The organism is Streptomyces hokutonensis (assembly GCF_000376565.1).
Taxonomy (GTDB): Bacteria; Actinomycetota; Actinomycetes; order Streptomycetales; family Streptomycetaceae; genus Streptomyces; species Streptomyces hokutonensis.
This window is the reverse complement of the sequence record NZ_BARG01000090.1, coordinates 1-22,305: the sequence shown is the minus strand read 5'-3', so window position 1 is coordinate 22,305 and position 22,305 is coordinate 1. Positions and strand designations below refer to the sequence as shown.

Genomic DNA, 22,305 nt, shown 5'->3' with positions numbered 1-22,305 from the left:
TTCCGAGGCCACAGCCGGACGGACTCCCCACGACGCCAACGGAAAGGGACGTCATCCATGAACCGTAGCCTCCGCCCGCCGCGCACGGGCAAAAACCGGCGTACTGCTGCCGCCGCGTGGCTTGCCCGCCGACGGCGCACCGCGCTCACCCAGGTCCTGCGCGGGGCCTGTTACGGCATGGGCACCGGAGCCATCGGCCTGGTCTTCATGCTGATGGAGTACCGCCTGCGGTAACCCCTCGGGTGCGGGGCCCGGGGCAAGCCCGCCCCATACCGAGGCACTCCCGGCACCACCGCCGGGCAGGAGCCTGAAGGCACGTCATCCCATACCCGCACAACAGATGCGCGGCTGTGGCAGGGTGACGACCAGTCGGCCCGTCGCATTCCCCCGTTGCGGCGGGCCGTACCTCTGTCCCGCCGCAACGGCCGCCGTTGCCGAGGGCGGCGCGGTCGACGAGGGACCGCCTGCCGACGGGCTGTCCGACGAGCCGCCTGGCAAGCTGAACGACGAGAACAGGCACGTCAGGAGCACAACATGGCCAAGCAGGAATCTGCCCCGGACGCGGTAGCGCTTCGGGCGGCGCACGTCTTGGACCGCTGTGTCATCGGACCGGTGGATGTCCCCGAGCACATGCGCCAGTTCATGGAGGACCTGGTGGCGGCGCTCCTGCGGGTGGGGCTGCCCGTCCGGGACCCGAGCGGTGTCGATGGCGAAGCGGCGACCGGCGTGATGCTCGCGCTGGGTCCCGGGCCGGCGGGTGCTGCCGTGCGGGTCATCTGGCGCCAGCACCACTCCACCGGCGGGGTGGGCGAGGTGTGGCGCACGCAGCAGGACGCCATGCACACCGCGCTCCGTACGATCCTCACCGCGCAGGGCTACTGGATGAGCGACGACACCGGTGACGCGCCGACCGTCTTCGGCCCCAACCGTCCGTGAGTCCGACCTGACGGAGGCACTCACGGACGGTCTCGGGCCGGTCGTATCGTCGGTGACGGAACCCCTCAGCCGGTCATTCCTCCAGGACCTTCGCTGTCGCGGCGGCGATCTCGGCACGCCCCCGCTGGCGCACCCACCCGATGAGCCCGCCGGGTACCTGCGGTGATCCGTCCTGTTCCCAGAGGTCCTGCAGATCGTTCAGGCCGGTCGGCGAGTACGGGACTTCACCCCATGTGCGAAGCACGGGCATGTGCCAGTCCGCGGGCAGGAACCGAAGTCTGGCGCTGACCGACGCGTCACCGGTGTCCCCGCTGTGTTCGAGCGTGACGGCGATGGCCGCGAGCTGCTCGGCACGGAAGTCGGCGCGACGCTCCTTCACGAGATCCCGGCGCGACGTCACCAGCTGCCAGACCGCGATGGTGATCGCCGCGACGGAGAGGACGACCGTGACGACGTCGCCCAGAGTGATTTCCCATATGAACTTCATGGGCGCCGTAGTAGCAGTCAGCCCACCGCGCGCGCCAATCGCCCGCGCCCAGGGCCTAGTTGAGGCACCAGCCGCCGGTCCGTCCCGGGTACCGCTTCCACCGTCCGTTCAGTCTTGGTGTTCGGCTTCCTCTGGCGCGGGCGTCTTGGTTCGGGGCGAGCGGCTGTGTCCTCGGGCGATGCCGCTGACGCGTTCCGGCTTGACCTTGAGGTGCGGGGCCATGTCGGTGTAGCTGATGCCGTCGCGTTCGTTCAGTGTCACGACGACGTGCTGCCGGCGGCGTCGGAGGGCCTTCTGCAGGTCGGGGATCGCCAGGAGGGCGACGCTGAGGAGTGCGGCCTGCTCGATGGTCTCGGGTCCTTCGATCAGGCCGGCCAGCGGTTTGAAGACGTCGGGGAGCTCGGGGAGTTCGTCCATACGGCAACTGTAGTGGGTACCCGCTAAAAAATCTAGTGGGTACCCACTTGACATGACTGATGGGTACCCACTAAATTAGAAGTATCGCAAGACGGAACGACACCTTGAGACCTCAACAGAGGAGCCGGGAATGACGAACGACACCCCCGCCGTGACCGTCGAGATCACCCGCTACGCGGTATCCCTCCACGGAGAGGGCGGAGTGTTCGCATCGATCAACGTCGAACAGCAGGGAAGCGGACGCTGGGCCATCACCCTGGCCCCCGACATCATGGACGTCAACCACGACTGGTCCTACGTGCCGCCCGCGTCCGAGCGCGACGACGAGTGGGCCGCCGCGCACTTGTTCGATCACGACACTGCGCTTGAGCTGGCAAGGAAGGAAGTCGAACGGCAGGTACGCGAGGCGTAACGCGGTGGGGTTCCTCCCGAGGCAAGCGGGAGGAACCCCACTCACTGTATGACGCGCACCCCGCAGGCCAGGACAACCCGGAACCGGCCTTCTGCATCACGAAGGGGCACCATGGACACCACCTACGTCACCTTCGCCTACGGCGTCCACGTCGGATCCAGCCTGGAAGAGGCCGACCGGATCGACGCACTCGGCACGCTCACCGATCAGTGCCCCGAGGTCCACTACGTGGCCGGAGGATCCTGCACCGGCGACTCGATCTTCCTCGCCGCCTACAGCCAGTCGATCGACGGTGGTGAGTACGGCGGGGCGGCGGGCATCACCACCGAGCGGCGCGCCGGCTGGGATGTCCAGCTCGCCCACGCGATCCGCGTTCTGGGCTACAGCGGCCTGGAGGCGCCGGACTGGCTGTGCATCACTTCCCTGACGTGACCCCGCCCACCCCGAGACCCCCGCCGGCATACCGGCGGGGGTCTCGCCATGCCCGGCGTCGCCGCCGTCGGGCAGGAGCAGGCATGCCGGCGGTCCAGCCTGTACACCCAAAAGATCTAGTGGGTACCCACTTGACGGAATTGATGGGTACCCACTAATTTTGAATGCATCAACCCCGTCCCGTACGAGGAGGGCCTCATGGCCACCACCGCCCGCCGCACCCAGCTCCAGACCTTCGCTGTCGGCGGCGAGCGGTTCACCGCAGTGGCCATGACCTCCCGCGACCTCGCCGCGCTCGACATCGAGCACCTCGGACTTCCCGAGGACCGCACCGGCATGCAGGGACTGCGCGGCTGGGACGTCTACGACGGCGCCGGCACCCACATCGGCCGCGTCATCGGCCGGTCCACGATCGTCGCTGCCGAGTGGTTCGACACCCTCACCGACGACTGGCTGCTCGCGAAGTGGTCCTGCCGCCGCCTCGAGCGCGCCGTCCACGAGATCGTGCGCCTGCGCGACGACCACGCCGACCAGCGGGCCGCCGCCGACGCCCGTCGTACGGAGCTCCAGCACCGTGCCGACTACGCCGACCACCTCCAGCGCCACGGCCTGGTCCTCGATGAGGACGGTGACGAGCGGTACGCCGGCCGCGCGGACCACGCCGCTCTGGCACCCGGTTTCGGCGAATCCTTCGCCAACTGACCTTCCCCGCCCGGCCCTTGGCGGCCGGGCCCATCCCGCACTACCCCCACGCCTGGAGTGGAGAGAGACCATGCAGAGCCTTACCGAGACCTCAGCGAAGACGACCACTGAAATCAACGAGGCAGCCCGCGCTGCCGAGCGGGAGGCCGCCGAGGCCTTCGCGAACCAGCTGCGGGACGCGCTCGGGCTGACCCCCGACACGCCGCGCTTCCACTGCGGGCACGACCAGCACCGCCGCGTGGACAAGCTCATCCGCCGCGCCCGCGAGCGTGTCCTGGACCAGGCCCCGCTGGAGGGCGACTTCACTCTCGCGGCCGGCTACACCGCCACCTGCGCCTGGCACCGGTTCATCCACCTGGAGCTGGCCACCGACGCCGCCCTGGAGTACGTGCAGACCCTCAGCGCCTGGGACTTCTGCCAGTTCCTGGGCGACCTGGTGGTGGCCCGCGCGACGACCGGCAAGGCGCAGGACGCCTACTTCTGCGCGCTCGCCACTCGCGTCACCACCGCGGCCCGCGCCGTCGTCGACGCGGTGGCAGCCGTGGACGTCGAGCCGCTCGCCCAGCAGTACACCGAGATCCTGCGTCTGGCGTTCACGCCGTACCTGCCGGATCCGGTCTTCGACCTGAGGATCGCCCCGTACTCGGTGTCGATCACCTACCGCCGTGAGGCCGGCGCCACGGAGACCACCTGGGAGGCCGTGGTCTCCGGAAACCGCGTCCTGCGCAACGGCGTCGTCGACATGGACGCCGCCAGCATCACGCTGAGCAGCACGAACCCCTTCGACACGGAAACCGCGCCCGAGTGGCTGACGGGCCTGATCGAGCAGTACACCCCGACCTCCTGGTAGTACCGCCAACCCCCGGCCGCGCGCCGGGGGTTGGCCGTTCGACCGCCCAACTCGCCCCGGAACAGGGAGACATGACCATGGAACTGGCCTCATCCATCACGACCGGCGTGATCGGCCTGCTGGGGATCCTGATCGGCGTCCGCGTCCAGGACCGGTCCACCGGGCGCCGTGAGCGACTCGCCCAGCAGACGCAGCAGCGCGCTGAGCTGCGCGACGTGATCGTGAAACTCCTCTCCAGCCTCGCCGCGATGCGCCGCTTACAGAACGCGCGATCCGTCCTGCGGGAGTCCGGCGCGTCCGAGGCGGAGCAGGAGGCCGCGAAGACGGATGCGCTGAAGGCGCGCACCACGGTGGGCGAAGCCCTGACCGAGCTCCAGCTGCTGACCGACAACCCGCGCGTCTTGGAGCTCGCCGACACCCTGGTCGACATCACCTTCACCCTGCACGAGGCCCCCGACCGGGCTGACCGCGACCGGCGCGGCCACCTTGCCCGGGCCGCGCACAACACCTTCGTCGCCGCGGCGCGCCCGCTCGTACGGGCGTGACCCGCCGGGCGCGGTTGCCTCCGTAACGGCATGACCAAGTAGCCAATGTTTGCGATCCGTACGCTTTTGGTACGTGATCCGTACGGTTTCCGCTATGCTTGTGAGGCAGGAGGTGTTCCATGTCCGAGTTGTTCGACCGGGTTGACGCACTGGTGGCGTCCCGGTCCCCGCTGCCGCCGCCGGCGGAGCGCAAGCGGCTGCGTACCGCGCACGGCCTGACCCTGGACGAGGTGGCCGAAGCACTGGAGGTGCGCCGGGCGACCGTCAGCGGCTGGGAGTCGCTCACCAAGGCGACCGAGCCGCGGGGCAAGGAACGCGAGGCGTACGCCCGTCTGCTCAATCAGCTCGCGGAGCTCTACCCCGCTGATGCCAACGCCTCAACACCCGTTCAGGACACGGCCGTTCCCGCGACGTTCGCGAGTGCCCCCGCCCCGGCGCCGGAAGCGCGGACCCTGTCCGCAGGTCCAGCGCCCGAGGCTGCGGCCATGGCGACGGAACACACCCCGTCCCGCCCCGCCGCCGCGTCGCGTCCAGCGCCCGCCGCCAGGCCGTCGTCGACCTCGCGGCGTCCGGCCGCGCGGAAGGCGGCCCCGGCGAACACCCCGGCCGGCACCGACCCGCGCTTCGTCAACGGCCCGCTCGCGGTCGTCGACGTCGACGAGGACGGCCAGGTGTTCGCGTACTGCGTGGGCGGTCTGGTCCTGGACGTGCCCGCCAAGTCGATCCCGTCCCTGGTCGACTGGACGCTGAAGGAGGCCAGGCTCGGTCAGCCGAAGCTGTCCGGGCCGGGCAAGGACGCCGACCCGCTGATCGTCCTCACCAAGTCCGCGCTGGAACGCTACGGCCTGCCGGTCGCCCTCGCAGAGGAGGAGCGGCTCGCCGGGCGGATCCCGGAGAGCCACAAGGTGATCAAGCAGCTGGCCCGTGCGGAGTGGAAGCTGACGAAGCGCGGGTTCGGGCCGTGGGCACGGATTTACCGCCCGGCGCAGGGCTCGGAGCGCAACTGCGTGCAGCTGTGCATCCCGTCGTGGAACGCGCTCGATCCCCGCAGCTGGGGCCACGCCGGGCAGCTCGCGCCGGCGGAACTCGCCCGGGTCCTGGGTGTGTACGCGGCGCGGGTGATGACACCGCGCGGTTCCACCGCTGTGACCAGCCTGGAGCTGATGACCGGCTTCCACCCGCCGACCCGCGCCTCCGAGCCGGACGCCGACGGCAAGCGGCACTCCGAGCACAACCCCGGCTCGCTGGGCAAGGACCCGGTGGACTGCGCGCCGTGCGAGGCCCCGGACAACCACCCGCTCCTGAAGGATCTGCCGCGCTTCCACACGCGGACCCCGGCGGAGAAGCTGTTCGAGGAGGCGTACGACTGGGCGCGGCCGTTCAGCGACGTCGAATACACCCGGCGGTACCTGGTGGGCATCGACGTGAACATGGCGTTCGCCGCCGGAGCCAACGGATTGACCGTCGGTCTCGGTGCGCCGACACAGGTGGAGGCGCCGGTGTTCGATGCGAAGCTGCCCGGCGCGTGGCTTGTGGATCTCTCCCATGTGGATCTGTCGAGGGTGAAGGTCGGCAAGGACAAGTGGGTGGACCTGGACGGCAGTCTGCTGCCGAGCCCGTTCACGCCGTCGGGCGAGCGTCCGACGGGTCCGGCCTGGTACGCGACGCCGACGGTGGCGTACGCGGTGGAGCTCGGCTACGACGTCACGCCGATCGAGGCGTGGGTGCGCTATGAGAGCGGGCGCTACCTGGACTCCTGGTACAACCGGCTGCGTGACGCCTTCCTCGCCACCATGGCCGACCTCGGCGTGCACGCGGACACGGACCCGGCCGACTTCCTGACGGCGATGGTGGGCTGGCGCCAGCGCGACCCGGAGCTGGCGATCGTCGTGGACGCGGTCAAGGGGACCGTCAAGGGCGGTCTGGGCAAGCTGCGCGAGCGGCCCCGGGGCGAGGGCTGGAAGGCCGGTGAGCCGTGGCGGGCGCTGTCCCGCCCGACGTGGCGGCCGGACATCCGTGCGGCGGTCATCTCCCGCACCCGGATCAACCTGCACCGGAAGATCGTCCGGCACGCGGCGTTCACCGGGCAGTACCCGGTGGCCATCCTCTCCGACTGCGTCGTGTACGCGGTCGACGGCACCAGCCCGCTGGACTTCCTGCCCTACAAGGACGGCAAGCCGCTGCCGGGCGGCTTCAAGCTCGGCATCAACCCCGGCCTCGTCAAATGGGAAGGCACGCAGGAACTGCTGTGGGGCGAAGGCGTCCGCGAGCAGTTCAACGCGCCGGAACTCAACCTGGCCCGGTACATCAAGGACGGCACCGTCACCAACATCGACAACGGGGAGTAGGAGATGAGCCTGTTCGGGGACGGCCTGGACGCCGCGGTGCAGAAGGCCTTCACCCGCCCCGCGCCCAAGAGCGCGGGCGCGCAGATGCGCTACCTGGTCAAGCAGCTGGGGGGCACCAAGGCCGTCGCCCAGATGCTGCGCGTCTCCCAGCGCACCGTGGAACGGTACGTGAAGGACCAGATCAAGAAGCCGCGCGCCGACCTCGCCGCCCGCCTGGAGCGCGAGGTGAAAGCCCGCTGGCAGCCACAGATCCGGGCCAAGGCCCGCGCGAAGGCGGCGACCACCGGCGGCATCGTCATCGACACCCGTGCCCGCCTCGGCTACACCGCGCCGATCGGGTCGACGGACCAAAGCCGCATCCGGCACCTGACCGTCGCCCTGCCGGCCCGCTACGCCGCCCGCCTCTTCGACGCCCAGGAGGCTGGCGCCACCGACCAGGAGCTGCAGGAAATCGCGGCCGACGCCCTGAGGGAGGTGTACTTCCAGGACAACGGCCGTCGCGCCGGCAGCCTGGAGGAAGTGCGCTTCACCGACATCGAGCATCTGGAGTTCGACCTGTAGAGGCTGCCGCCTGAACTGCCCGCGAGTCCCGGACCAGTTGGTCCGGGACTCGCTTGCGTACCCGCATGAGGCCGGGTGGCCGTCGTGCTCCGTCACACAGGCCGACGCACACGTCGGCGACATGCCCCGAACGCCACAATCGAACACGCGAGCGAATTTGGCGTTATGGTGGTGGCCTGAAGAGGCACAGGTCAGCCAGGGGGTACGCGAGAGACGGGAGGTGCGGGGTGATGGATTTACTCATCTGCACACCGCGTCCGGCTACTCCGCCCGCTACGGCGCCTCCCTGCCCAGCGCGCTCGTGCAGCGCGCCGTGGAGCGGGGGATGACGACGCTCGCGCTGACCGACCGGGACACCGTTGCCGGTGCGGTCCGATTCGCTCAGGCCGCCGCGACCGCGGGACTGCGGCCCGTCTTCGGCGTGGACGTCGCGGTCGCCCCGCTCCAGACGCCGGCACCACGGGGCACCCGGGCCCGTACGCCGGTCCGCGGCGGTGCGCACGTGGTGGAGGCGCCGCTGCGGATCACGCTGCTCGCGCAGAACGTAGCGGGGTGGGCGCGGCTGTGCCGTCTGGTATCCGCCGCGCATGCCCAGGCCGACGGCTCGGTGCCGGTGGTGTCGTGGCCGGTGCTGCGCGAGTACGCCGGCCAGGACCTGGTCGTACTGCTCGGTCCCGCCTCCGAACCGGTCCGGGCGCTGGCGGGCGGGCGCCCGGACCTCGCCGAGGACCTGCTGTGGCCGTGGCGTGAGCTGGCCGGGCCGCGTCTGCGGCTGGAGGCGGTGTGGCTCGGGCGTTCGGGCACGGGGCCGGGGTCGCTGCGGCTGGCCGCGCGGACCGTGGGATTGGCCGACCAGCTCGGGGTGCCCGCGGTGCTGACCAACGCCGTCCGCTACGCCGACCCGGGCCAGCACCGGCTCGCGGACGTCCTCGATGCCGCGCGGCTGCTGCGGCCGGTCGACCGCCGGCACCTGGACGGCGGCGAGCGCTGGCTGAAGGACCCCGGCGCCATGGCGGCGGTGGCCGACCGGATCGCGCAGGCCGTCGGCGCCGACCGGGGGAGGGCCGCCGTACTGCTGGGCGAGACCGAGGCGACCGCGCAGTCCTGCCTCCTCACCCCGGCCGATCTTGGGCTTGGGCGGCCGCACTTTCCCGAGCCGTCAGTCGTGGGCGCCGGCCCCGAGCCCGGCGAGGCCCTGAACCTGCTGCGCCGGCGCTGCGAGACGGGGATGGTCGCCCGCGGCCTGGACACGGACGAAGACGCCGTACGGCAGCTCGGCTACGAACTGGACGTGATCGGACGCCTCCGGTTCGAGCCGTACTTCCTCGCGGTCGCGCAGGTCGTGGCCGACGTGCGGGCCATGGGGGTCCGGGTCGCCGCGCGCGGCTCGGGCGCCGGGAGCATGGTCAACCACTCGCTGTTCGTCGCCACGGCCAACCCCCTCGATCACCGGCTGCTGTTCGAACGCTTCCTGAGCGAGCGGCGCACCTCGCTGCCGGACATCGATCTGGACGTGGAGTCCGCCCGCCGCCTGGAGGTCTACGACAAGATCATCGAACGGTTCGGGCGGGAGCGGGTCGCGGTCACCGGCATGCCCGAGACCTACCGGGCCCGGCATGCCCTGCGCGACACCGGCCTCGCCCTCGGGCTCGCCCCCAAGGTCGTGGACGAGATCGCGAAGTCGTTCCCGCACATCCGTGCGCGCGACATCCGCGGCGCTCTTGCTGAGCTGCCGGAACTTCGCCAACTCGCGGCCCGGGCTGGGGAGTTCGGCCCGCTGTGGGAGCTGGCCGAAGGCCTGGACGCACTGCCGCGCGGCTACGCCATGCACCCGTGCGGCGTGATCCTCTCGAACGCGTCGTTGCTGGACCGGGTGCCGGTGCAGCCGACCCCGGCCGGCTACCCGATGGTGCAGGCCGACAAGGAGGACGTCGAACTCGCAGGGTTCGGCCTCCTCAAGCTCGATGTCCTCGGGGTGCGGATGCAGTCCGCGATGGCCCACGCCGTCACCGAAATCCGCCGTACGACCGGCCGCCAGCTCGATCTCGACAACCCCGACCACGTCGACCTCAACGACGAGGCCTCCTTCGACCTCATCCGCAACTCCGACACGGTGGGCCTGTTCCAGCTCGAAAGTCCTGGTCAACAAGACCTCGTGGGCAGGCTGCAGCCGCGGCACATGCAGGACGTCATCGCCGACATCAGCCTCTTCAGACCCGGCCCGGTCAGCGGGGGCATGCCCGCGCTCTTCATCGCGGCCCGGCACGGCGCCGCCCCCCGCTACCCGCACCCGGACCTGGAAGCGATCCTCTCCGACACGTACGGGGTGGTGATCTGGCACGAGCAGATCATCGCGATCCTCGCACAGCTGACCGGCTGCGACCGGGCCGCCGGCGACGTCGCCCGCCGCGCCCTGGCCGACCCGGACCGGCTGCCCAGGGTGGAGGAGTGGTTCCGCCGTGCGGCGGGGGAGCGCGGCTACAGCAAGACCGTGCTGGATGAGGTGTGGGAGACGGTCGCCTCGTTCGGCGCGTACGGTTTCTGCCGCGCGCACGCGGTCGCCTTCGCCGTCCCCGCCCTCCAGTCCGCCTTCCTGAAAGCCCATCACCCCGCCGCCCTGTACGCGGGGCTGCTGGAGCATGATCCGGGCATGTGGCCGCGCCGGGTCATCGTCGCCGACGCCCGCCGCCACGGAGTCCCCGTCCTGAACGTCGACGCCAACCACTCCCGCCCGCAGCACAGCGTCGAACAGACCCCTGAGGGCTGGGGCGTGCGGCTCGCCTTCTCCACGGTCAAGGGCATCAGCGAGCAGGAGGTCGCCCGCCTCGCGGCCGGCCAGCCCTACACCTCGCTCCAGGACCTGTGGCAGCGGGCCCGCCCGTCGCTGCCGATCGCGCACAAGCTGATCCGGATCGGCGCCCTCGATGCACTCGCCGGCAACCTCACCCGGCGGGATCTGCTCCTGCAGGCCACCGAGTTGCACCGGCACGCCCGCAACCGCGCCGCCACCGACGGACAACTCCCGCTCGGCGGTGAGCTCGTCACCGCCGGCCCCAGCGGCCTGCCCGAGATGACCGGCCGCGACAAGCTCGGCGCCGAGCTCGACACGCTGTCGATCGACGTCACCCACCACCTGATGGACCACCACCACCGGCTCCTGCGCGAACTCGGAGCCACCGACGCCGCCCACCTGCGCACCCTGCACCGAGGACAGCGCGTGCTGGTGGCCGGGGTACGGGCGTCCACGCAGACCCCGCCGATCCCGTCCGGCAAGCGGATCATCTTCGTCACCCTTGAGGACGGCTCCGGCCTGGTCGACCTCGCCTTCTTCGAGGACTCCCACGAGGCCTGCGCGCACACCGTGTTCCACTCCGGGCTGCTCCTGGTGCGCGGCACCGTGGAGGCCCGCGGCCCGCGCCGTACCGTGGTCGGCGAGATGGTGTGGGACCTGGACGAAGTCGCCGCCGTCCGCCGCGACCACGGCCCCCAGGCCGCTCTGGACCTGCTCGGACGCACCACGCCCGCACCCACCCCCGCGCAGCCCGCAGCGCCCGCCCGGACGCTCACCGACGGCACCGCCGGAGCCCGCCTCCACCCCTACGCCGACCTCCAGCCCGCCGGCACCCGTTCCGCCGATCTGCGTCGTCTCGGGCACCGGAGCCAGGGAAGCGCAGGGTGATCGCCGTGCGGGAACAGCACATTCTTCGGGTCCGGTTCGACCTTCCACCGGGCCACGATCCCGACCTCCTGGAGAAGCTGCGCCGCCTCATCGAGGACGTCACACCGCGCGTACAGATCCTCGAACCGGACACCGCCCTCGCCGACCTCACCGGTGCGCTGCGGTTCTGGCACCGGGACGCGCGCGGTGTCGCCGACCTCATCCAGTTGCGGGCGATCGCCCTGTACGGGGTGCGCAGTGCGGCCGCCGTGGCCCCCAATTTGCTGCTTTCCGCCATGGCGGCCGCGCTCACCCCGCTCGGCAAGCGGACCGTCATCGAGGGCTCGCCCGAGGCGGTCGACGCGTTCCTGCGGCCCCGCCCTGTACGCGAGTTGCCCGGGATCGGCAGCCGGACGGCCGCCACCCTCGCCGAATACGGTCTGCACACCGTCGGTGATGTCGCCGACGTCCCCCAGCTCACGTTGCAGCGCCTGCTCGGTGCCCGCGCCGGCCGCACCCTCCACGAGCGCGCCCACGGCCGCGACACCCAGGTCGTCGACTCCACCCCGACCCCGGCGAGCATCAGCGCCGAACACGCCTTCCCGCGCGACGAACTCGATCCGGCCGAACACCGGCGCGCCCTGCTGGCCCTCGCCGACGACCTCGGAGCCGGCCTGCGCGCCAGCGGTCAGATCGCCCACGGGGTGACCTGCACCATCCGTTACGCCGACCAGAGCTCCACCCGCCGCAGCCGCACCCTGCCCGAAGCCACCTTCCACACCGTGCTCCTGGCGCGCGCTGTGTACGGCGTGTACGAATCCCTCGGACTACAACGCGCCCGAGTGCGCTCCATCGCACTGCGCGCCGATGCGCTGCGGCCGGCGACCAGCGCCACCCGTCAGCTCACCCTCGACAACGCGGACGACAAGCCCCTCACACTCGAAGCCGTCGCCGACCGCGCACGCGCCCGTTTCGGGCACGGCGTGCTCTACCCCGCGGCCCTCGCAGTCACAGCGCGGACAGCAGGTGCCCGCCGAACCGGCGAGGCCGGCTGACCCGGCGGCGACCCGCGATGGTAGTTGGTGCCAAAGAGTGAATTGCTGGACCTTTGCGCGGTATTCAAGCACGCAAAGTCCGAATTGCCCGCCGTTTAACGGGGGATGTGGTTAGGAACGGCCTTCCGGAAGCCGTAAACTCGGCGGTGGGCGTTCGTTATCCCGTCCCTCACTTCCCCCGGCGCCGCGGCCCGGAGGAGGCGGCCCTTCCGGAACCAACAAGTCCCGAGGCCGCACGGAGGTGACAGCGTGGACAACGAACAACCGGACTGGAACTTCTGGTGCTTCGTCACCAGCTTCCTGGAGCTACTACTCCAGGTGATGACGAACCACTAGTTCACAGTCCGGCGTCCGCATCAAGGAACCAGGACCGCCTCCCAGCCAGGGGGGCGGTTCTGCGTTGTACGCCAACTTCACAGTTGGTGTTGCCAGCATACCTACGAAAGCTGCGGATTTTAAAATCAAACTCCCTCGTTTGGCGAGAGTGATTTCCTTCCTGGACTGTCAAACGCTTCTGGGAGCAGTTCAGACGTTTTCACGGGCCTCGCAACTTTGGTGATTGGTGATTTGACGCAACATTGGATGTCGTTTTCGCGCTGCTTCGTCACGTTTCGCGCGGCGCTGGGCTGCGGCCTGACGGAAGTACGCGGCGGGCGCGAGCCACATTTGCCGCTGCCGTACCCCCTAGCACCCGTGACGTGTGCTCGCGTGCTGGACGGTGGGTAGCTCTCAGGGATGGCGAAGAAGACGAAGAAGAAGCGGCCGTCGACCACCGGGCTGGTGCGGCTGACGCAGCAGAAGGTCGTCGACGGCTTACCGGGGCCGGACGGCGTACGGATCCGGTACGCGGTGCCGGAGGAGACCGGCGTGGTGACCGAGCTGCTGAAGGCGGCCGACGACGACCTGGAGACCGGCCATCTCGAAGCGCTCGCCGACGGGCGGTGCGGTACGTGGCTGCTGGACGCGCTGGCCGGCCTCAGCCTGACCGAACCGCTCGTGCGGGCCGCAACGGCCGACCGCCTCCAGCCTGCGGCGGCCGCGCTGTCCCTGCCCCTGGTCGCCCAGGACCGCGAAGGACAGGTCGTCGGGGCGCTGTTCGCCGTTCCGTCCGGCACGGTCATATCCATGATCGGCCAGCTGCCCGGATACCGGCAGCACGCGCTGCTGTCGATGCTCAAGTACGCGAAGATCAAAGCACTCGCGGTGCGCGAGGACGCCCGGGGGCGCGGTATCGGGGCCGCGCTGCTGAAGCGGTGCGTGCAGGTGTACTGGCAGTTGGACTACATGCTGTTGTTCGGCGAGTTCGCCACCGAGCGCGATCTCGGGCCGTACTACAGGCGGCAGGGCTTCACCGTGGTGGAGCCCGGGCAGACGGTCGACGTCGGCACCCTGCTCGCCGGCGTTCCGGTCCACCTCGGTGCGGGGCCGGGCGAGACGTTCTTCTACCGATGGCGCGGCAACATGCGCTGAGGCGTCCGGCCGGGCGGCCGTGGAGGGCGACGTGCGCGGGTCACGGGTTTCGAGGCCTCAGCCCGGATGGCGTGTCCGCCTCGGCTACGCCGCTTCCTGGCCCTCACCGGCCGGGCGGGCGAGGGCGTGCTTGAGCTGGGAGCGGGCGTCGAGCCGTTCGGGCCCGGGGATGTCGTTCCAGAAGGCGTGCGTGAGGATCACGCCCGTGAGGTCGCGTTCCTTCTCCCGCAGCACGGCGACCTCCTGTCGCTCCTTCTCCGGCCATCCCGGAGAGTCCGGGTATGCGCGGGAGGTGGCGAGCCAGTAGCCCTCGGGGCGCTGCCAGGCATCCATCGGTTCGACGGAGTACGGCAGCCGCTTGTACAGGGCGGCGAGGTCTGCGCGCACCTGGTTGAGTTCCTGCTGCGCTGCGATGAGGTCACCGGGGAAGTCGTACGTTGTAGCCACGGCCCCAACAGTAGTTCGACCCGGCGGCCTCGCTGCCCGTACGACGCGGCACCACGCGCCCGGCTCAGGGCTGGTCGGGCGGGGCGTCCTGCAAGTACCAGCCGTGGACGGCCATGCACTCCTTCGTCCACTCCATCAGCAGGTGTGAGCCTTCCTTGACGCGATCCTCGTCATGACCGCCGTCGTCGGCGAACCACTGGACAAGAAGGCCGGCCGCCGGGCGGCCCACGTCGCCGGTGTCGCACACCGGGCACAGTTCCAGGTGGATCGGCCGCCCGTGTTCGTCGTCCTGCGGCGCCACCCCGCTCATGATGAGGCTGCCCCGGCAGCGTGAACACTGCGGCAGCCGGTCGGAGAACTCCAGCAACCCCATGGCCAGCCCCCTTGATCTGGACGTGGTCCCCCACCCAAGACCCGCTGACCTGTGCCGTCAACCCCTCCAGCAACGGTCGGGCATCCGGCCACGGAATCTGTCCACAGGGGAACGGGTGTCTGCTGGATGAATGATCGACAGCGACGGCACACAGCAGCCTGCCCCGCGCCGCAACAGGGTCCTGGACGCCCTCGTGCGGGCGGAGCGCAAGGTGTTCACCCGGCCCGCGCCGAAATCCGCAAAGTCCCAGATCGAATTCCTCTACACGCGGGCCAAGCGGTCGACGAAGGCCCTCGCCGAACAGCTGGGCGTCTCGCCCCGTACCGTGCAGCGCTATCGTGCCGGACAGCAGACGAAGCCTCAGAAGAGGCTCCAGGCAGTCCTGGTGGAGGAGACCGAATCCCGGTGGCAACCGCAGGTCAGGGCACAGGCGCGGGAGCGCGCGGCGACGACCGCCGGTATGCATGTGGAGGTGTACGCCTACTTCGGATTCGAGTGCACGGGGAGCTCGGACGACGGCCGCGAGCGGTTCATCAGCACGGCGATCTCACCCGCCTACGCCGCTGAGATCCTCCGTCTGCAGGAGGCCGGTGCGACGGAGGAAGACCTGCATCCGGTCGTCGCGGAGGCCATCACCGAGTCCTATTTCACGGATTGGGGCTCCCGCGCCCAGGGTCTCCGTGCGGATTTCACGCACGTGCGGTCGATAGAGATTGAGTTCTGACCACACAGAATTCAGGGCCTGCTATAAACCTTATTCACGGGCCGCCGCACAGCGCTCTGGCGGCGGCCCGATCCTTTATCCGCACCCCCGAACGCGAGGCCCTGATGAGCACCCCCTGGACCCGGCGCAGTGTCCGCCGGCCTCTCGCCGCTCGCGGGGCGGCGCCCCGCGAGCCGGCCGACCCCGCGCGCATCGGACGGCGGGTCGTGCGTCGCCGGGCGACGGGGATGTCGGCGGCCGACGTCGCGTCGGCCATCGAGGACGCCCGCTTCGACGCGCGGCAGGACTCGCGGCACGAGCACCTGGCCGACGACGAACGCGGTCGCGCGGAGCTCGCGGAGTGGGAGCGCATCGGGCAGCTGCTCGCCGGCGCGGCCCCGGACGCGGTGTACGACCCCGGCGTCGACGTCGTCGTCCAGGAGGAACTCGCCGCCGAAGCCGCGGCCGCGGCCGCCCGGCAAGCCGAGCTGCGCGAAGCCGCCCGGATCGCCGCCCGCGCCGATGAGCTCCAGGCGCTGCGCGAGCTGGGCACGCTGGAGCAGACCGAGCCCCGCGAGGGCGACGAAGCCGTCCGGGACGAACTCACCCGGCGGGCCGGCTGGTCCGTCCAGGCCGACGTCGACACCTGGCTCGCCGGCGCCCTCGCCGCGTACCGCGGGCACTACGCGGATCCGGCCGCCCGCGCGGCCGCGGCCGTTCTGCTGCCTGCGCAGCTGCTCACCCACGCCGCGCTGCTCACCGAACTCGCCCACCTCGCCCCGGACGCCGACGCTGGCCAGCTGGCGTTCGCGGCACGCCTCGCCACCGCCGCCCCCGAAGCCGCCGGCGACCTCGCCGCGTTCCTCACCCGCGCCCGGTCCGGCCGGAGCTGACCTCACCCTGCGCAACCTCACAGGTCTCCCGGGAACCTGTGACACACCCTGTCAGCGAAGACCCCAAATGCCCCGGTATACCTGTGATGCCTGTGAGGCGGGAAGGCTGTTTTACCAGGCAGACGCGTTGCCGGGAGGCCACCTGTGAGCTTGTGACCTGACCGCCGCAGGCCGGTTCCGGGCGCGCCGCTCTGTGATCAGAAGCGGTCGGCTCCGTTCGCCTTCGCTCGGCTTCCGGCCGGTTGCGGTCGGCACCGTTGTGGAACATGCGGTGCGGGGACACTCAGATGCGTACACGCGTGTCTTGTCCGACGGGAGCGAGCGAGCCGTGACCTTTGTCGACCATCGCCATGAGCGGGACATCGCCCGGGAGTTGGGCGGCCCCGCCCCCTACGACCCGACCTGGCTTGGCGGTCAGGCCCGCGCCCTGGGAGGCGTGGACAGCGTCGCGGTGGCCCGGTTGTACGGGGCGGCCCGGGACGGCTGCGACGACTGCCGCGAGGACGCGCTCGAGCAGCTGAGCCGAGTCCCGGGAGAGGTGGCCGCGCTGGCCCTGTGGGCCTGCACGCGCGTGATGGACACCTTCAACGACCTGCCCATGGAGCTGAAGCACGGCGACCCCGCCTTTCGACAGCTGGCGCGGGCCTACTCGGACAGCACCTTCCGCCACGGCTTCGACGTACGCGAGCTGACCGACCTGTACGAGGTCTGCCTGCGCCTGGACCCGCAGGCCCTCCAGCCCGCCGCGGAACAGGCTCTGCAGCTGCTGCTCGCCGACGCAGGCGATCCGGTCCTGTTCGGCTCCCTCACCAGTGCCTGCACGCCCGGTGACGAAGACGGTGACCCGGACTACACGCTCACGAGGGAGATCGTCGGCTCGGAAGCCGTCATCACCGTCACCCCGCACGCCCACTGAGACCGCCTGTGCCACGGCGCCCGGGCCCCAGCACATCCGACAGCCACATCGGGCCCGTACAGACGGTGATCGCGCACTGTCACGCAGCGGGTGTCACGCTCCCTCGATCGGGTGTCCGCGGCACCTGTCACGCTGCCCGCCCGGCCCGGAAACACGGGCCCCAGGGGCCGATTTGGGCCCGGGCCGGTCAGCGTGACACCGATCCGGGTCCGGCTACGGTGCGCGTTCGTCCCGGATCGTCTGCCCGGCGGCGGGCGCGCTGGGAGAGTCGTCGGGTGACCACAACGAACACCGCCGCCACAGCCGAGCTCTACGCCCAGGCCCTCCAGGACACCGCCGACCGTCCGGGGCAGTGCGTCGTGCCGTGGGGCGTGTGCCCCGAGCACGGCGCCACGCTGAAGTCGAGCGGGAACCGCACCTGGTGCATGGACGTCGCCTGCTTCACCTCGTGGGAGTACGACCGGCTGGACGCTCCGTGCCCGGAGCCGGCCACCCACACCGTCCGGGTCGACGGCGGCAGTAGTGGGTACGCCGTGTGCGACGGGCACGCGCTGACCGCCCGCACGCACATCACCAACGGCCAGGTCGTGCCCGGCCTCCCTGCCTGAACAGTCCGGCCGATCTGTGTCATCGACCCCCTGTTTTCCCAGGTGGGCATGGTCATCTATGTCACTGTTCAGCTGATCTGTGTCATCGCGCGGCCGGACCCCGCGCCCTGGCGATGCCCTGCCCGGAACCTGGGTCCCTGGGTCCTGGGACCGGTGTCGTCTCAGGTGGACTCAGAACGTGCCGGGAGCTGGGTCCACCTGGGTCTCTGGGTCTTGCACCCTCGTGCGAGCCAGTTCGTCCGGAGTGGTCCCCAGGGCCCGGGGCGGCCGATACCGTGGGAGCAGACGCCAGTTCTGCCCTCTGGAGCCCTCGATGAGCGAACAGCCGGCCGCCCCCGCTGACCATCCCCGGCAGCAGCTGGAGCCCGCGGCCGCCGACGCGGTGCGCGCGTACGCGGCCAGGACCCGCGAGAACGCCGACCAGTTCGCCGCCGTCCTGGAGGACATCGCGGCCAACGGCTTGCCGTCGCTGGAGGACTGCACGCCGTGGGAGGAGCTGCGCGAGGCCCACCTCGCCCGGCTCGCCTCGCAGCGCCCGGCCGTCGCCTGATGGCTCCGCAGCACGGCTCCCGCCGCGCCCGGATCGTCTTCTCGGACTCCGCCGCGAAGCAGCTGGAGAACATCAGCAGCGAGTCGGAGGTCCACGCCCTGGACCGCGCCCTGGTCGTCGTCTCCGTCGACCCGGACGTCGGCGAGCCGATCCCCGGCGATGCCGCCGGACCCCAGCTGCGCCAGTACGCCGACGAAGTCGAGCGGGTACGCCTCCTGTACTGGGTGAGTGCTTTGCGCACCGTCGTGGTCGTCGCGTACATCGAGGTCTAGCCGCCGAAGGAGACCGCGTGCCGTCCCTCGTTCAACAGCTGTCCGCCCACCGTCAGCTCACCGCGTTGCGTGCCGTCGTACGGTGCAAGGCGAAGTCGACGGTCCTCCGGGAGGGACCGGCTGCCGGTGACGGGCCCGGCGCGGCCTGGGTCGCGTTCCTGTGCCCCACGCACTCCGAGGGTCTGCCCGAATGGCCGGCCACGCAGACTCACGCCGATCAGGACTCGATGCCGTGCGGCTCCGTCCTGGACTTCCGGCCGCCCGAGCAGCTGCTCCAGTCGCACGCGGATCTGTGGCTGACGCCCCTGACCGGTGTGCGCGCGGATACGTACGGCGGTGTCTGGTACGACGTCCTGGAGCAGGCCGAGCGGGTGGTGCGCGAGCGCCTGGAGCAGGAAGGCGACGCCGACGAGGACGGCCCGTTGCAGAGCATCGTGACGATGATGTGGTTCGCCTGCCGGGCCGCCAACGAAGGCGATCTCATGCAGGCGGCGGTGTCGTTGGGCTACTGCGAGACTCTGGCGCAGTCCCTGGAGGCGCGGCCCGAGGACGGTCTTGCACCCCAATAGTGGTGAGTACAGATAGTGCTTCTGGTGCGGGTTGTAGATCCCTGCCCCTGAGAGCGGAGCTCGCAGAACGGGATGGGAGAGGGGCTACTGCCCGCCGCGCCGCCGTGTGCACCCTGCACGCCGCGCACCACCGCCTGGTCCTCAACCTCCTCGGCCACCCGATCCGCCTGGGTGAACTCAGACCCCAAGCTGACAGTGCCTGAAGGAAGTTGACGCAGGAAATCCCTGCATCACAGCGCGCCGTCGTGCAGTCACGCAATACCCTTCAAGGGGCGAAGGGGGATGACGCATGGCAGACGGGGGAAACTGGCCTAAACCTGGTGACAGTGAACCAGTAAGTTGTCGTGGATACTGCGGCATTCTCGTAGCAATCTGGGCAATAGGGATGCTGATTATCATAATCGGCAGCAGGAGGTAGCAGGCGGCGCGATCCCAGCGCCAACCACTGCTCCGCTGATTCTCGACGCCGGACCCGCCAGCATCCCGCGCGCATGATCCTTCCCGGCCCCGTACGGCCGTCCGCGGCGGCCTGAGGCCTCCGGGCTCCCGAGCGGCGATCAAGGCCGTCAGAGGCGCTCACGGCCCCGCGCAGTGCTTCGAGGGCCCAAGGCCGCTGGTTTCCTCGGAGTGGCTCCACGATCGTCGTGCCGCCGCGTCCCGTCGCGCTGGTGCTCTCAGCTGCTCCCGGACCGAGCTCTGCTCTCAGGGGGAGGGATCTACAACCCGCACCAGAAGCACTATCTGTACTAGCCACTATTGGGGTGCAAGATCCGGTGTTGATCAGCCCCGTCCGGCCGGGGCACCGGTGCTCCCGGTGAAGTCCGCCGTTGCTGCCGGTTGCACGGTGCAGGGTCCATTGCGCAACGGGCTGCTGCTCCTGGTGGTGAAGGGTGCAAGGCCGGTTGCTGCGCGGGGTCGGGGACTGTGGCGCAGTATTCGCACGACCCGTGCGGCCCAAGGGTGCTGCACGGGCAGCAGGCCGGCCTCGGTCGGACAGCAGCGGGAAGCAACGGTCCCCGGCGAGCTCCTCTCCCACGCGCTGCAGCGGGACTGCCGACCGTTGCGACCGGGACCTGGTCGTGCTGCTCTGCTGCACGGTCCGCAGTCCGTGCAGCGGGTCGCTTCACGCGTTCGGGTGTGCGGGCGCCGGGGTGTGCCCGGCCCCTTCCGCACATGAGAACGGCGCTGCACCCGTGGATCAGGTGCAGCGCCGTGGTGTCGGCCGGGCGCAGCTCAGGCCACGCGCAGTTTCTTGCGGCGCTCGAGGGCGAGTTGGTCGCGGTAGTCCTGGACGGCCTGGTGGTAGCGGGCGACGAAGTGCGGGTCGTCCAGCCGGTCCGCGGGGTCCATCGCATCGATGGCGGCCCGGGCGTCGGCCGGCGTCTCGTACGAGGCGAGCATCGCGTTGAGGCGGTAGATGCCGTTGCGCTGCTTCTTCACCAGCCGGGCGAGTATCAGCTCGCGCAGGCCGGACGTGATGCTGGGGCGGCTCAGCCCGAGCAGAGCAGCGATCTGGAGTTGACCCATCTCCACCCGCCCGCCGGGCTCGCTGCGTGAGCGCAAGGCGAACAGGACGCGATAGGCCGGACCCGGCAGGTCCAGGGCCGCGACGACGCCCTCGGCGTTGACCGGCGCGAACAACATGCCCCTGCTCATCGCTCGCCCTCCTTCTGCGTCGTCATCAACTCGAACCGCTCCCGCCGCTCCCGGCGCTTCTCGGCCCGCTCCTTGCGGAACTCATCGATCGCCTCGCGCATGTGCTGCAACGAGGGGAACCTGACGAGGTCCGGGAGCGCCGCGGCCCTCAGCTCCGCAAGCGCATCGGCCTGATCCACCTGAACATACTCGGTGCTCCCGTCGGACAGCCGGACCAGTTCGGCCGCGACGTAGGAGTACGGCGGGTTGAACTGGTAGACGCCGCGCCCGATTTTGATCACGATGCCGTGGCCCATGATCTCCTTCAGCGCCAAGTTGACCTTCTGCCGCGGCACGTCCAGGATCTCCGCCATGTCGTCCTGGGTGAGCGGGATCCGCCCGCCGGCACGCTGCCCCGCGATCAGCAGCAGGATCAGCCGCAGAGGCAGCGCCTCCCGGTAGTACTGGGCGATCACCAGGAAAAACTCCAACGCCACCATCGCGAAGGCGTTGGGCCGGTCCGGGTCGGAGAAGAACTCCAGCTGCTGACGCTGACGGCCGACCGTGATCTCCCGGCCGGGATACGACCGTGCCAGGTCGTCCAGGCCGTCGATCTTCCGGAGCCGCTCGCCAAAGGCCCGCAGCGGATCGTCCGGCGGCAGACCAGGGTTGGGCGCGGGTCTGGCGACGCGCCGGCGGCGCTGTGACTCGGACACGAGCAGCTCTCCAAATTTCCAAGATCCCGGGCGTGCAGCAACGTAGCAGAAGGTCAGTACTTCTGACCTCCAGGTCGGCATTTCTGACTTCCGGCGAGTCTTGTGTCCCCCCAGGGGTGACACATCTCCTGCACGAACTCCTGCGGACTGGGCATCCATAGGGGTGCGGCACTCCGGCGACACCTGGAGTGGAAGGTCAGCATTACTGACCTTCCACATAGCAGGAGGTCGGCATTCCTGACCTTCCGTCCGCATCGAGGTCAGGTATTCCGACTTTTCAGGGCCGATGTGTCTACTCAGAAGGGACATTTGAGGGGTCGCATGTCCGTCGTAGGTAGTCACAAGCACCCCACGCGCAACGCTGTGACCAGCAAAAACGCAGGCTCTGCCCCAATCTGATGTCGCACTACAACCTGCGGGCCGGGCACCGTCGGGGCCGAGGCGGCTTCGCGTGCGGCTCCGTGGGTCAGCTGCGGACCGTAGGCGGCAACAGCGGCTCTGAGTCTCGGGTGGTGCCGGCCGTGACGGGACAAGCAGCAGCAAGGCGTTGCTCGGGCCGGGACTCGGTTGCGCCGCCCGGCCCGAGGGGCCGTTCGGCTCCGGTACCTCCGCACGCCTGAATTCTGCCTTTTCGTTATGCGGGGTTCTGTTCTTCGGCTTAGGTCTGCCACTTCCCCATTCGTGATCGCGTGAATTGGTGGCCCGAAATTACCCCGCTTGGGGCTTACTTTAATTGGTGCACTCGCCGGG

25 protein-coding genes are annotated in these 22,305 nt (G+C 70.1%); 19 read left to right on the top strand and 6 right to left on the bottom strand.

The features are described 5' to 3' along the window. Positions 1–57 precede the first annotated feature (57 nt). Positions 58–234 (top strand): hypothetical protein, encoded by a 177-nt coding sequence (locus SSP08S_RS62720; protein WP_019074360.1) that lies wholly within the window; start codon positions 58–60, stop codon positions 232–234. 300 nt (positions 235–534) lie between these two features. Further along, the gene (locus SSP08S_RS58510) at positions 535–936 is read left to right on the top strand and encodes a hypothetical protein (RefSeq protein ID WP_019074359.1); all 402 of its coding nucleotides are present in this window, start codon (positions 535–537) and stop codon (positions 934–936) included. Positions 937–1,009: 73 nt separating this feature from the next. Here the strand turns inward: SSP08S_RS58510 and SSP08S_RS45685 are convergent, their stop codons facing one another. Beyond that, positions 1,010–1,423 (bottom strand): hypothetical protein, encoded by a 414-nt coding sequence (locus SSP08S_RS45685; RefSeq protein ID WP_019074358.1) that lies wholly within the window; start codon positions 1,421–1,423, stop codon positions 1,010–1,012. Between the two features lie 108 nt (positions 1,424–1,531). Continuing rightward, positions 1,532–1,840, bottom strand: a complete 309-nt coding sequence (locus SSP08S_RS45680) for a hypothetical protein (protein ID WP_019074357.1) — start codon at positions 1,838–1,840, stop codon at positions 1,532–1,534. Positions 1,841–1,970: 130 nt separating this feature from the next. Between SSP08S_RS45680 and SSP08S_RS45675 the strand changes: the two genes are divergently transcribed. The 10 genes from SSP08S_RS45675 (at position 1,971) to SSP08S_RS45625 (ending at position 13,873) form a co-directional block, all read left to right on the top strand. After that, positions 1,971–2,252, top strand: a complete 282-nt coding sequence (locus SSP08S_RS45675) for a hypothetical protein (protein ID WP_019074356.1) — start codon at positions 1,971–1,973, stop codon at positions 2,250–2,252. Positions 2,253–2,363: 111 nt separating this feature from the next. Continuing rightward, on the top strand, positions 2,364–2,684 hold the full coding sequence (locus SSP08S_RS45670; RefSeq protein WP_019074355.1) for a hypothetical protein: 321 nt from the start codon (positions 2,364–2,366) through the stop codon (positions 2,682–2,684). A gap of 198 nt (positions 2,685–2,882) precedes the next feature. Further along, positions 2,883–3,386, top strand: a complete 504-nt coding sequence (locus SSP08S_RS45665; RefSeq protein ID WP_019074354.1) for a hypothetical protein — start codon at positions 2,883–2,885, stop codon at positions 3,384–3,386. 70 nt (positions 3,387–3,456) lie between these two features. After that, positions 3,457–4,236 (top strand): hypothetical protein, encoded by a 780-nt coding sequence (locus SSP08S_RS45660; protein ID WP_019074353.1) that lies wholly within the window; start codon positions 3,457–3,459, stop codon positions 4,234–4,236. A gap of 77 nt (positions 4,237–4,313) precedes the next feature. Then, positions 4,314–4,781 (top strand): plasmid transfer protein KilB, encoded by a 468-nt coding sequence (gene kilB / locus SSP08S_RS45655; protein ID WP_158697300.1) that lies wholly within the window; start codon positions 4,314–4,316, stop codon positions 4,779–4,781. Positions 4,782–4,900: 119 nt separating this feature from the next. Further along, positions 4,901–7,129: a telomere-associated protein Tap gene (gene tap, locus SSP08S_RS45650; protein ID WP_019074351.1), complete on the top strand. Its 2,229-nt coding sequence runs from the start codon at positions 4,901–4,903 to the stop codon at positions 7,127–7,129. 3 nt (positions 7,130–7,132) lie between these two features. Continuing rightward, positions 7,133–7,690 carry a telomere-protecting terminal protein Tpg gene (gene tpg, locus SSP08S_RS45645; protein WP_019074350.1) on the top strand — a complete coding sequence of 186 codons (558 nt, stop codon included), beginning with the start codon at positions 7,133–7,135 and terminating at the stop codon, positions 7,688–7,690. Between the two features lie 220 nt (positions 7,691–7,910). Continuing rightward, entirely contained in the window at positions 7,911–11,369 is a 3,459-nt protein-coding gene (locus SSP08S_RS45640) for a DNA polymerase III subunit alpha (RefSeq protein ID WP_026179396.1), read from the top strand. 5 nt (positions 11,370–11,374) lie between these two features. Next, positions 11,375–12,403 (top strand): DNA polymerase Y family protein, encoded by a 1,029-nt coding sequence (locus tag SSP08S_RS45635; RefSeq protein ID WP_245608088.1) that lies wholly within the window; start codon positions 11,375–11,377, stop codon positions 12,401–12,403. A 735-nt stretch (positions 12,404–13,138) separates the two neighbouring features. Then, entirely contained in the window at positions 13,139–13,873 is a 735-nt protein-coding gene (locus SSP08S_RS45625; protein WP_019074347.1) for a GNAT family N-acetyltransferase, read from the top strand. A gap of 84 nt (positions 13,874–13,957) precedes the next feature. Here SSP08S_RS45625 and SSP08S_RS45620 read toward each other — a convergent pair whose 3' ends face one another. Together SSP08S_RS45620 and SSP08S_RS45615 are read right to left on the bottom strand one after the other, a co-directional pair. Then, the gene (locus SSP08S_RS45620) at positions 13,958–14,320 is read right to left on the bottom strand and encodes a DUF8825 domain-containing protein (protein ID WP_019074346.1); all 363 of its coding nucleotides are present in this window, start codon (positions 14,318–14,320) and stop codon (positions 13,958–13,960) included. Positions 14,321–14,384: 64 nt separating this feature from the next. Then, positions 14,385–14,693 carry a DUF6300 family protein gene (locus SSP08S_RS45615; RefSeq protein WP_019074345.1) on the bottom strand — a complete coding sequence of 103 codons (309 nt, stop codon included), beginning with the start codon at positions 14,691–14,693 and terminating at the stop codon, positions 14,385–14,387. 130 nt (positions 14,694–14,823) lie between these two features. Between SSP08S_RS45615 and tpg (SSP08S_RS45610) the strand changes: the two genes are divergently transcribed. From tpg (SSP08S_RS45610) to SSP08S_RS45580, 7 genes are all read left to right on the top strand, one after another. Next, positions 14,824–15,417 (top strand): telomere-protecting terminal protein Tpg, encoded by a 594-nt coding sequence (gene tpg, locus SSP08S_RS45610; RefSeq protein ID WP_019074344.1) that lies wholly within the window; start codon positions 14,824–14,826, stop codon positions 15,415–15,417. Positions 15,418–15,521: 104 nt separating this feature from the next. Beyond that, entirely contained in the window at positions 15,522–16,289 is a 768-nt protein-coding gene (locus SSP08S_RS45605) for a hypothetical protein (RefSeq protein WP_026179395.1), read from the top strand. Between the two features lie 328 nt (positions 16,290–16,617). Continuing rightward, positions 16,618–17,205 (top strand): hypothetical protein, encoded by a 588-nt coding sequence (locus SSP08S_RS45600; protein ID WP_019074342.1) that lies wholly within the window; start codon positions 16,618–16,620, stop codon positions 17,203–17,205. A gap of 275 nt (positions 17,206–17,480) precedes the next feature. After that, positions 17,481–17,813 carry a hypothetical protein gene (locus SSP08S_RS45595; protein WP_019074341.1) on the top strand — a complete coding sequence of 111 codons (333 nt, stop codon included), beginning with the start codon at positions 17,481–17,483 and terminating at the stop codon, positions 17,811–17,813. Between the two features lie 313 nt (positions 17,814–18,126). Continuing rightward, positions 18,127–18,363: a hypothetical protein gene (locus SSP08S_RS45590; protein WP_019074340.1), complete on the top strand. Its 237-nt coding sequence runs from the start codon at positions 18,127–18,129 to the stop codon at positions 18,361–18,363. Further along, a complete protein-coding gene (locus tag SSP08S_RS45585) occupies positions 18,363–18,635 on the top strand; it encodes a hypothetical protein (RefSeq protein WP_019074339.1) in 273 nt (90 codons plus the stop codon). The genes SSP08S_RS45590 and SSP08S_RS45585 overlap by 1 nt, the downstream gene beginning before the upstream one ends. Positions 18,636–18,652: 17 nt before the next feature. Then, the gene (locus SSP08S_RS45580; protein ID WP_019074338.1) at positions 18,653–19,204 is read left to right on the top strand and encodes a hypothetical protein; all 552 of its coding nucleotides are present in this window, start codon (positions 18,653–18,655) and stop codon (positions 19,202–19,204) included. Positions 19,205–20,437: 1,233 nt separating this feature from the next. Here the strand turns inward: SSP08S_RS45580 and SSP08S_RS45575 are convergent. Together SSP08S_RS45575 and SSP08S_RS45570 are read right to left on the bottom strand one after the other, a co-directional pair. Further along, on the bottom strand, positions 20,438–20,860 hold the full coding sequence (locus tag SSP08S_RS45575) for a helix-turn-helix domain-containing protein (protein WP_026179394.1): 423 nt from the start codon (positions 20,858–20,860) through the stop codon (positions 20,438–20,440). After that, positions 20,857–21,636, bottom strand: coding sequence for a hypothetical protein (locus SSP08S_RS45570; RefSeq protein WP_245608087.1), 780 nt, complete (start codon positions 21,634–21,636; stop codon positions 20,857–20,859). The genes SSP08S_RS45575 and SSP08S_RS45570 overlap by 4 nt, the downstream gene beginning before the upstream one ends. Positions 21,637–22,305 lie beyond the last annotated feature (669 nt).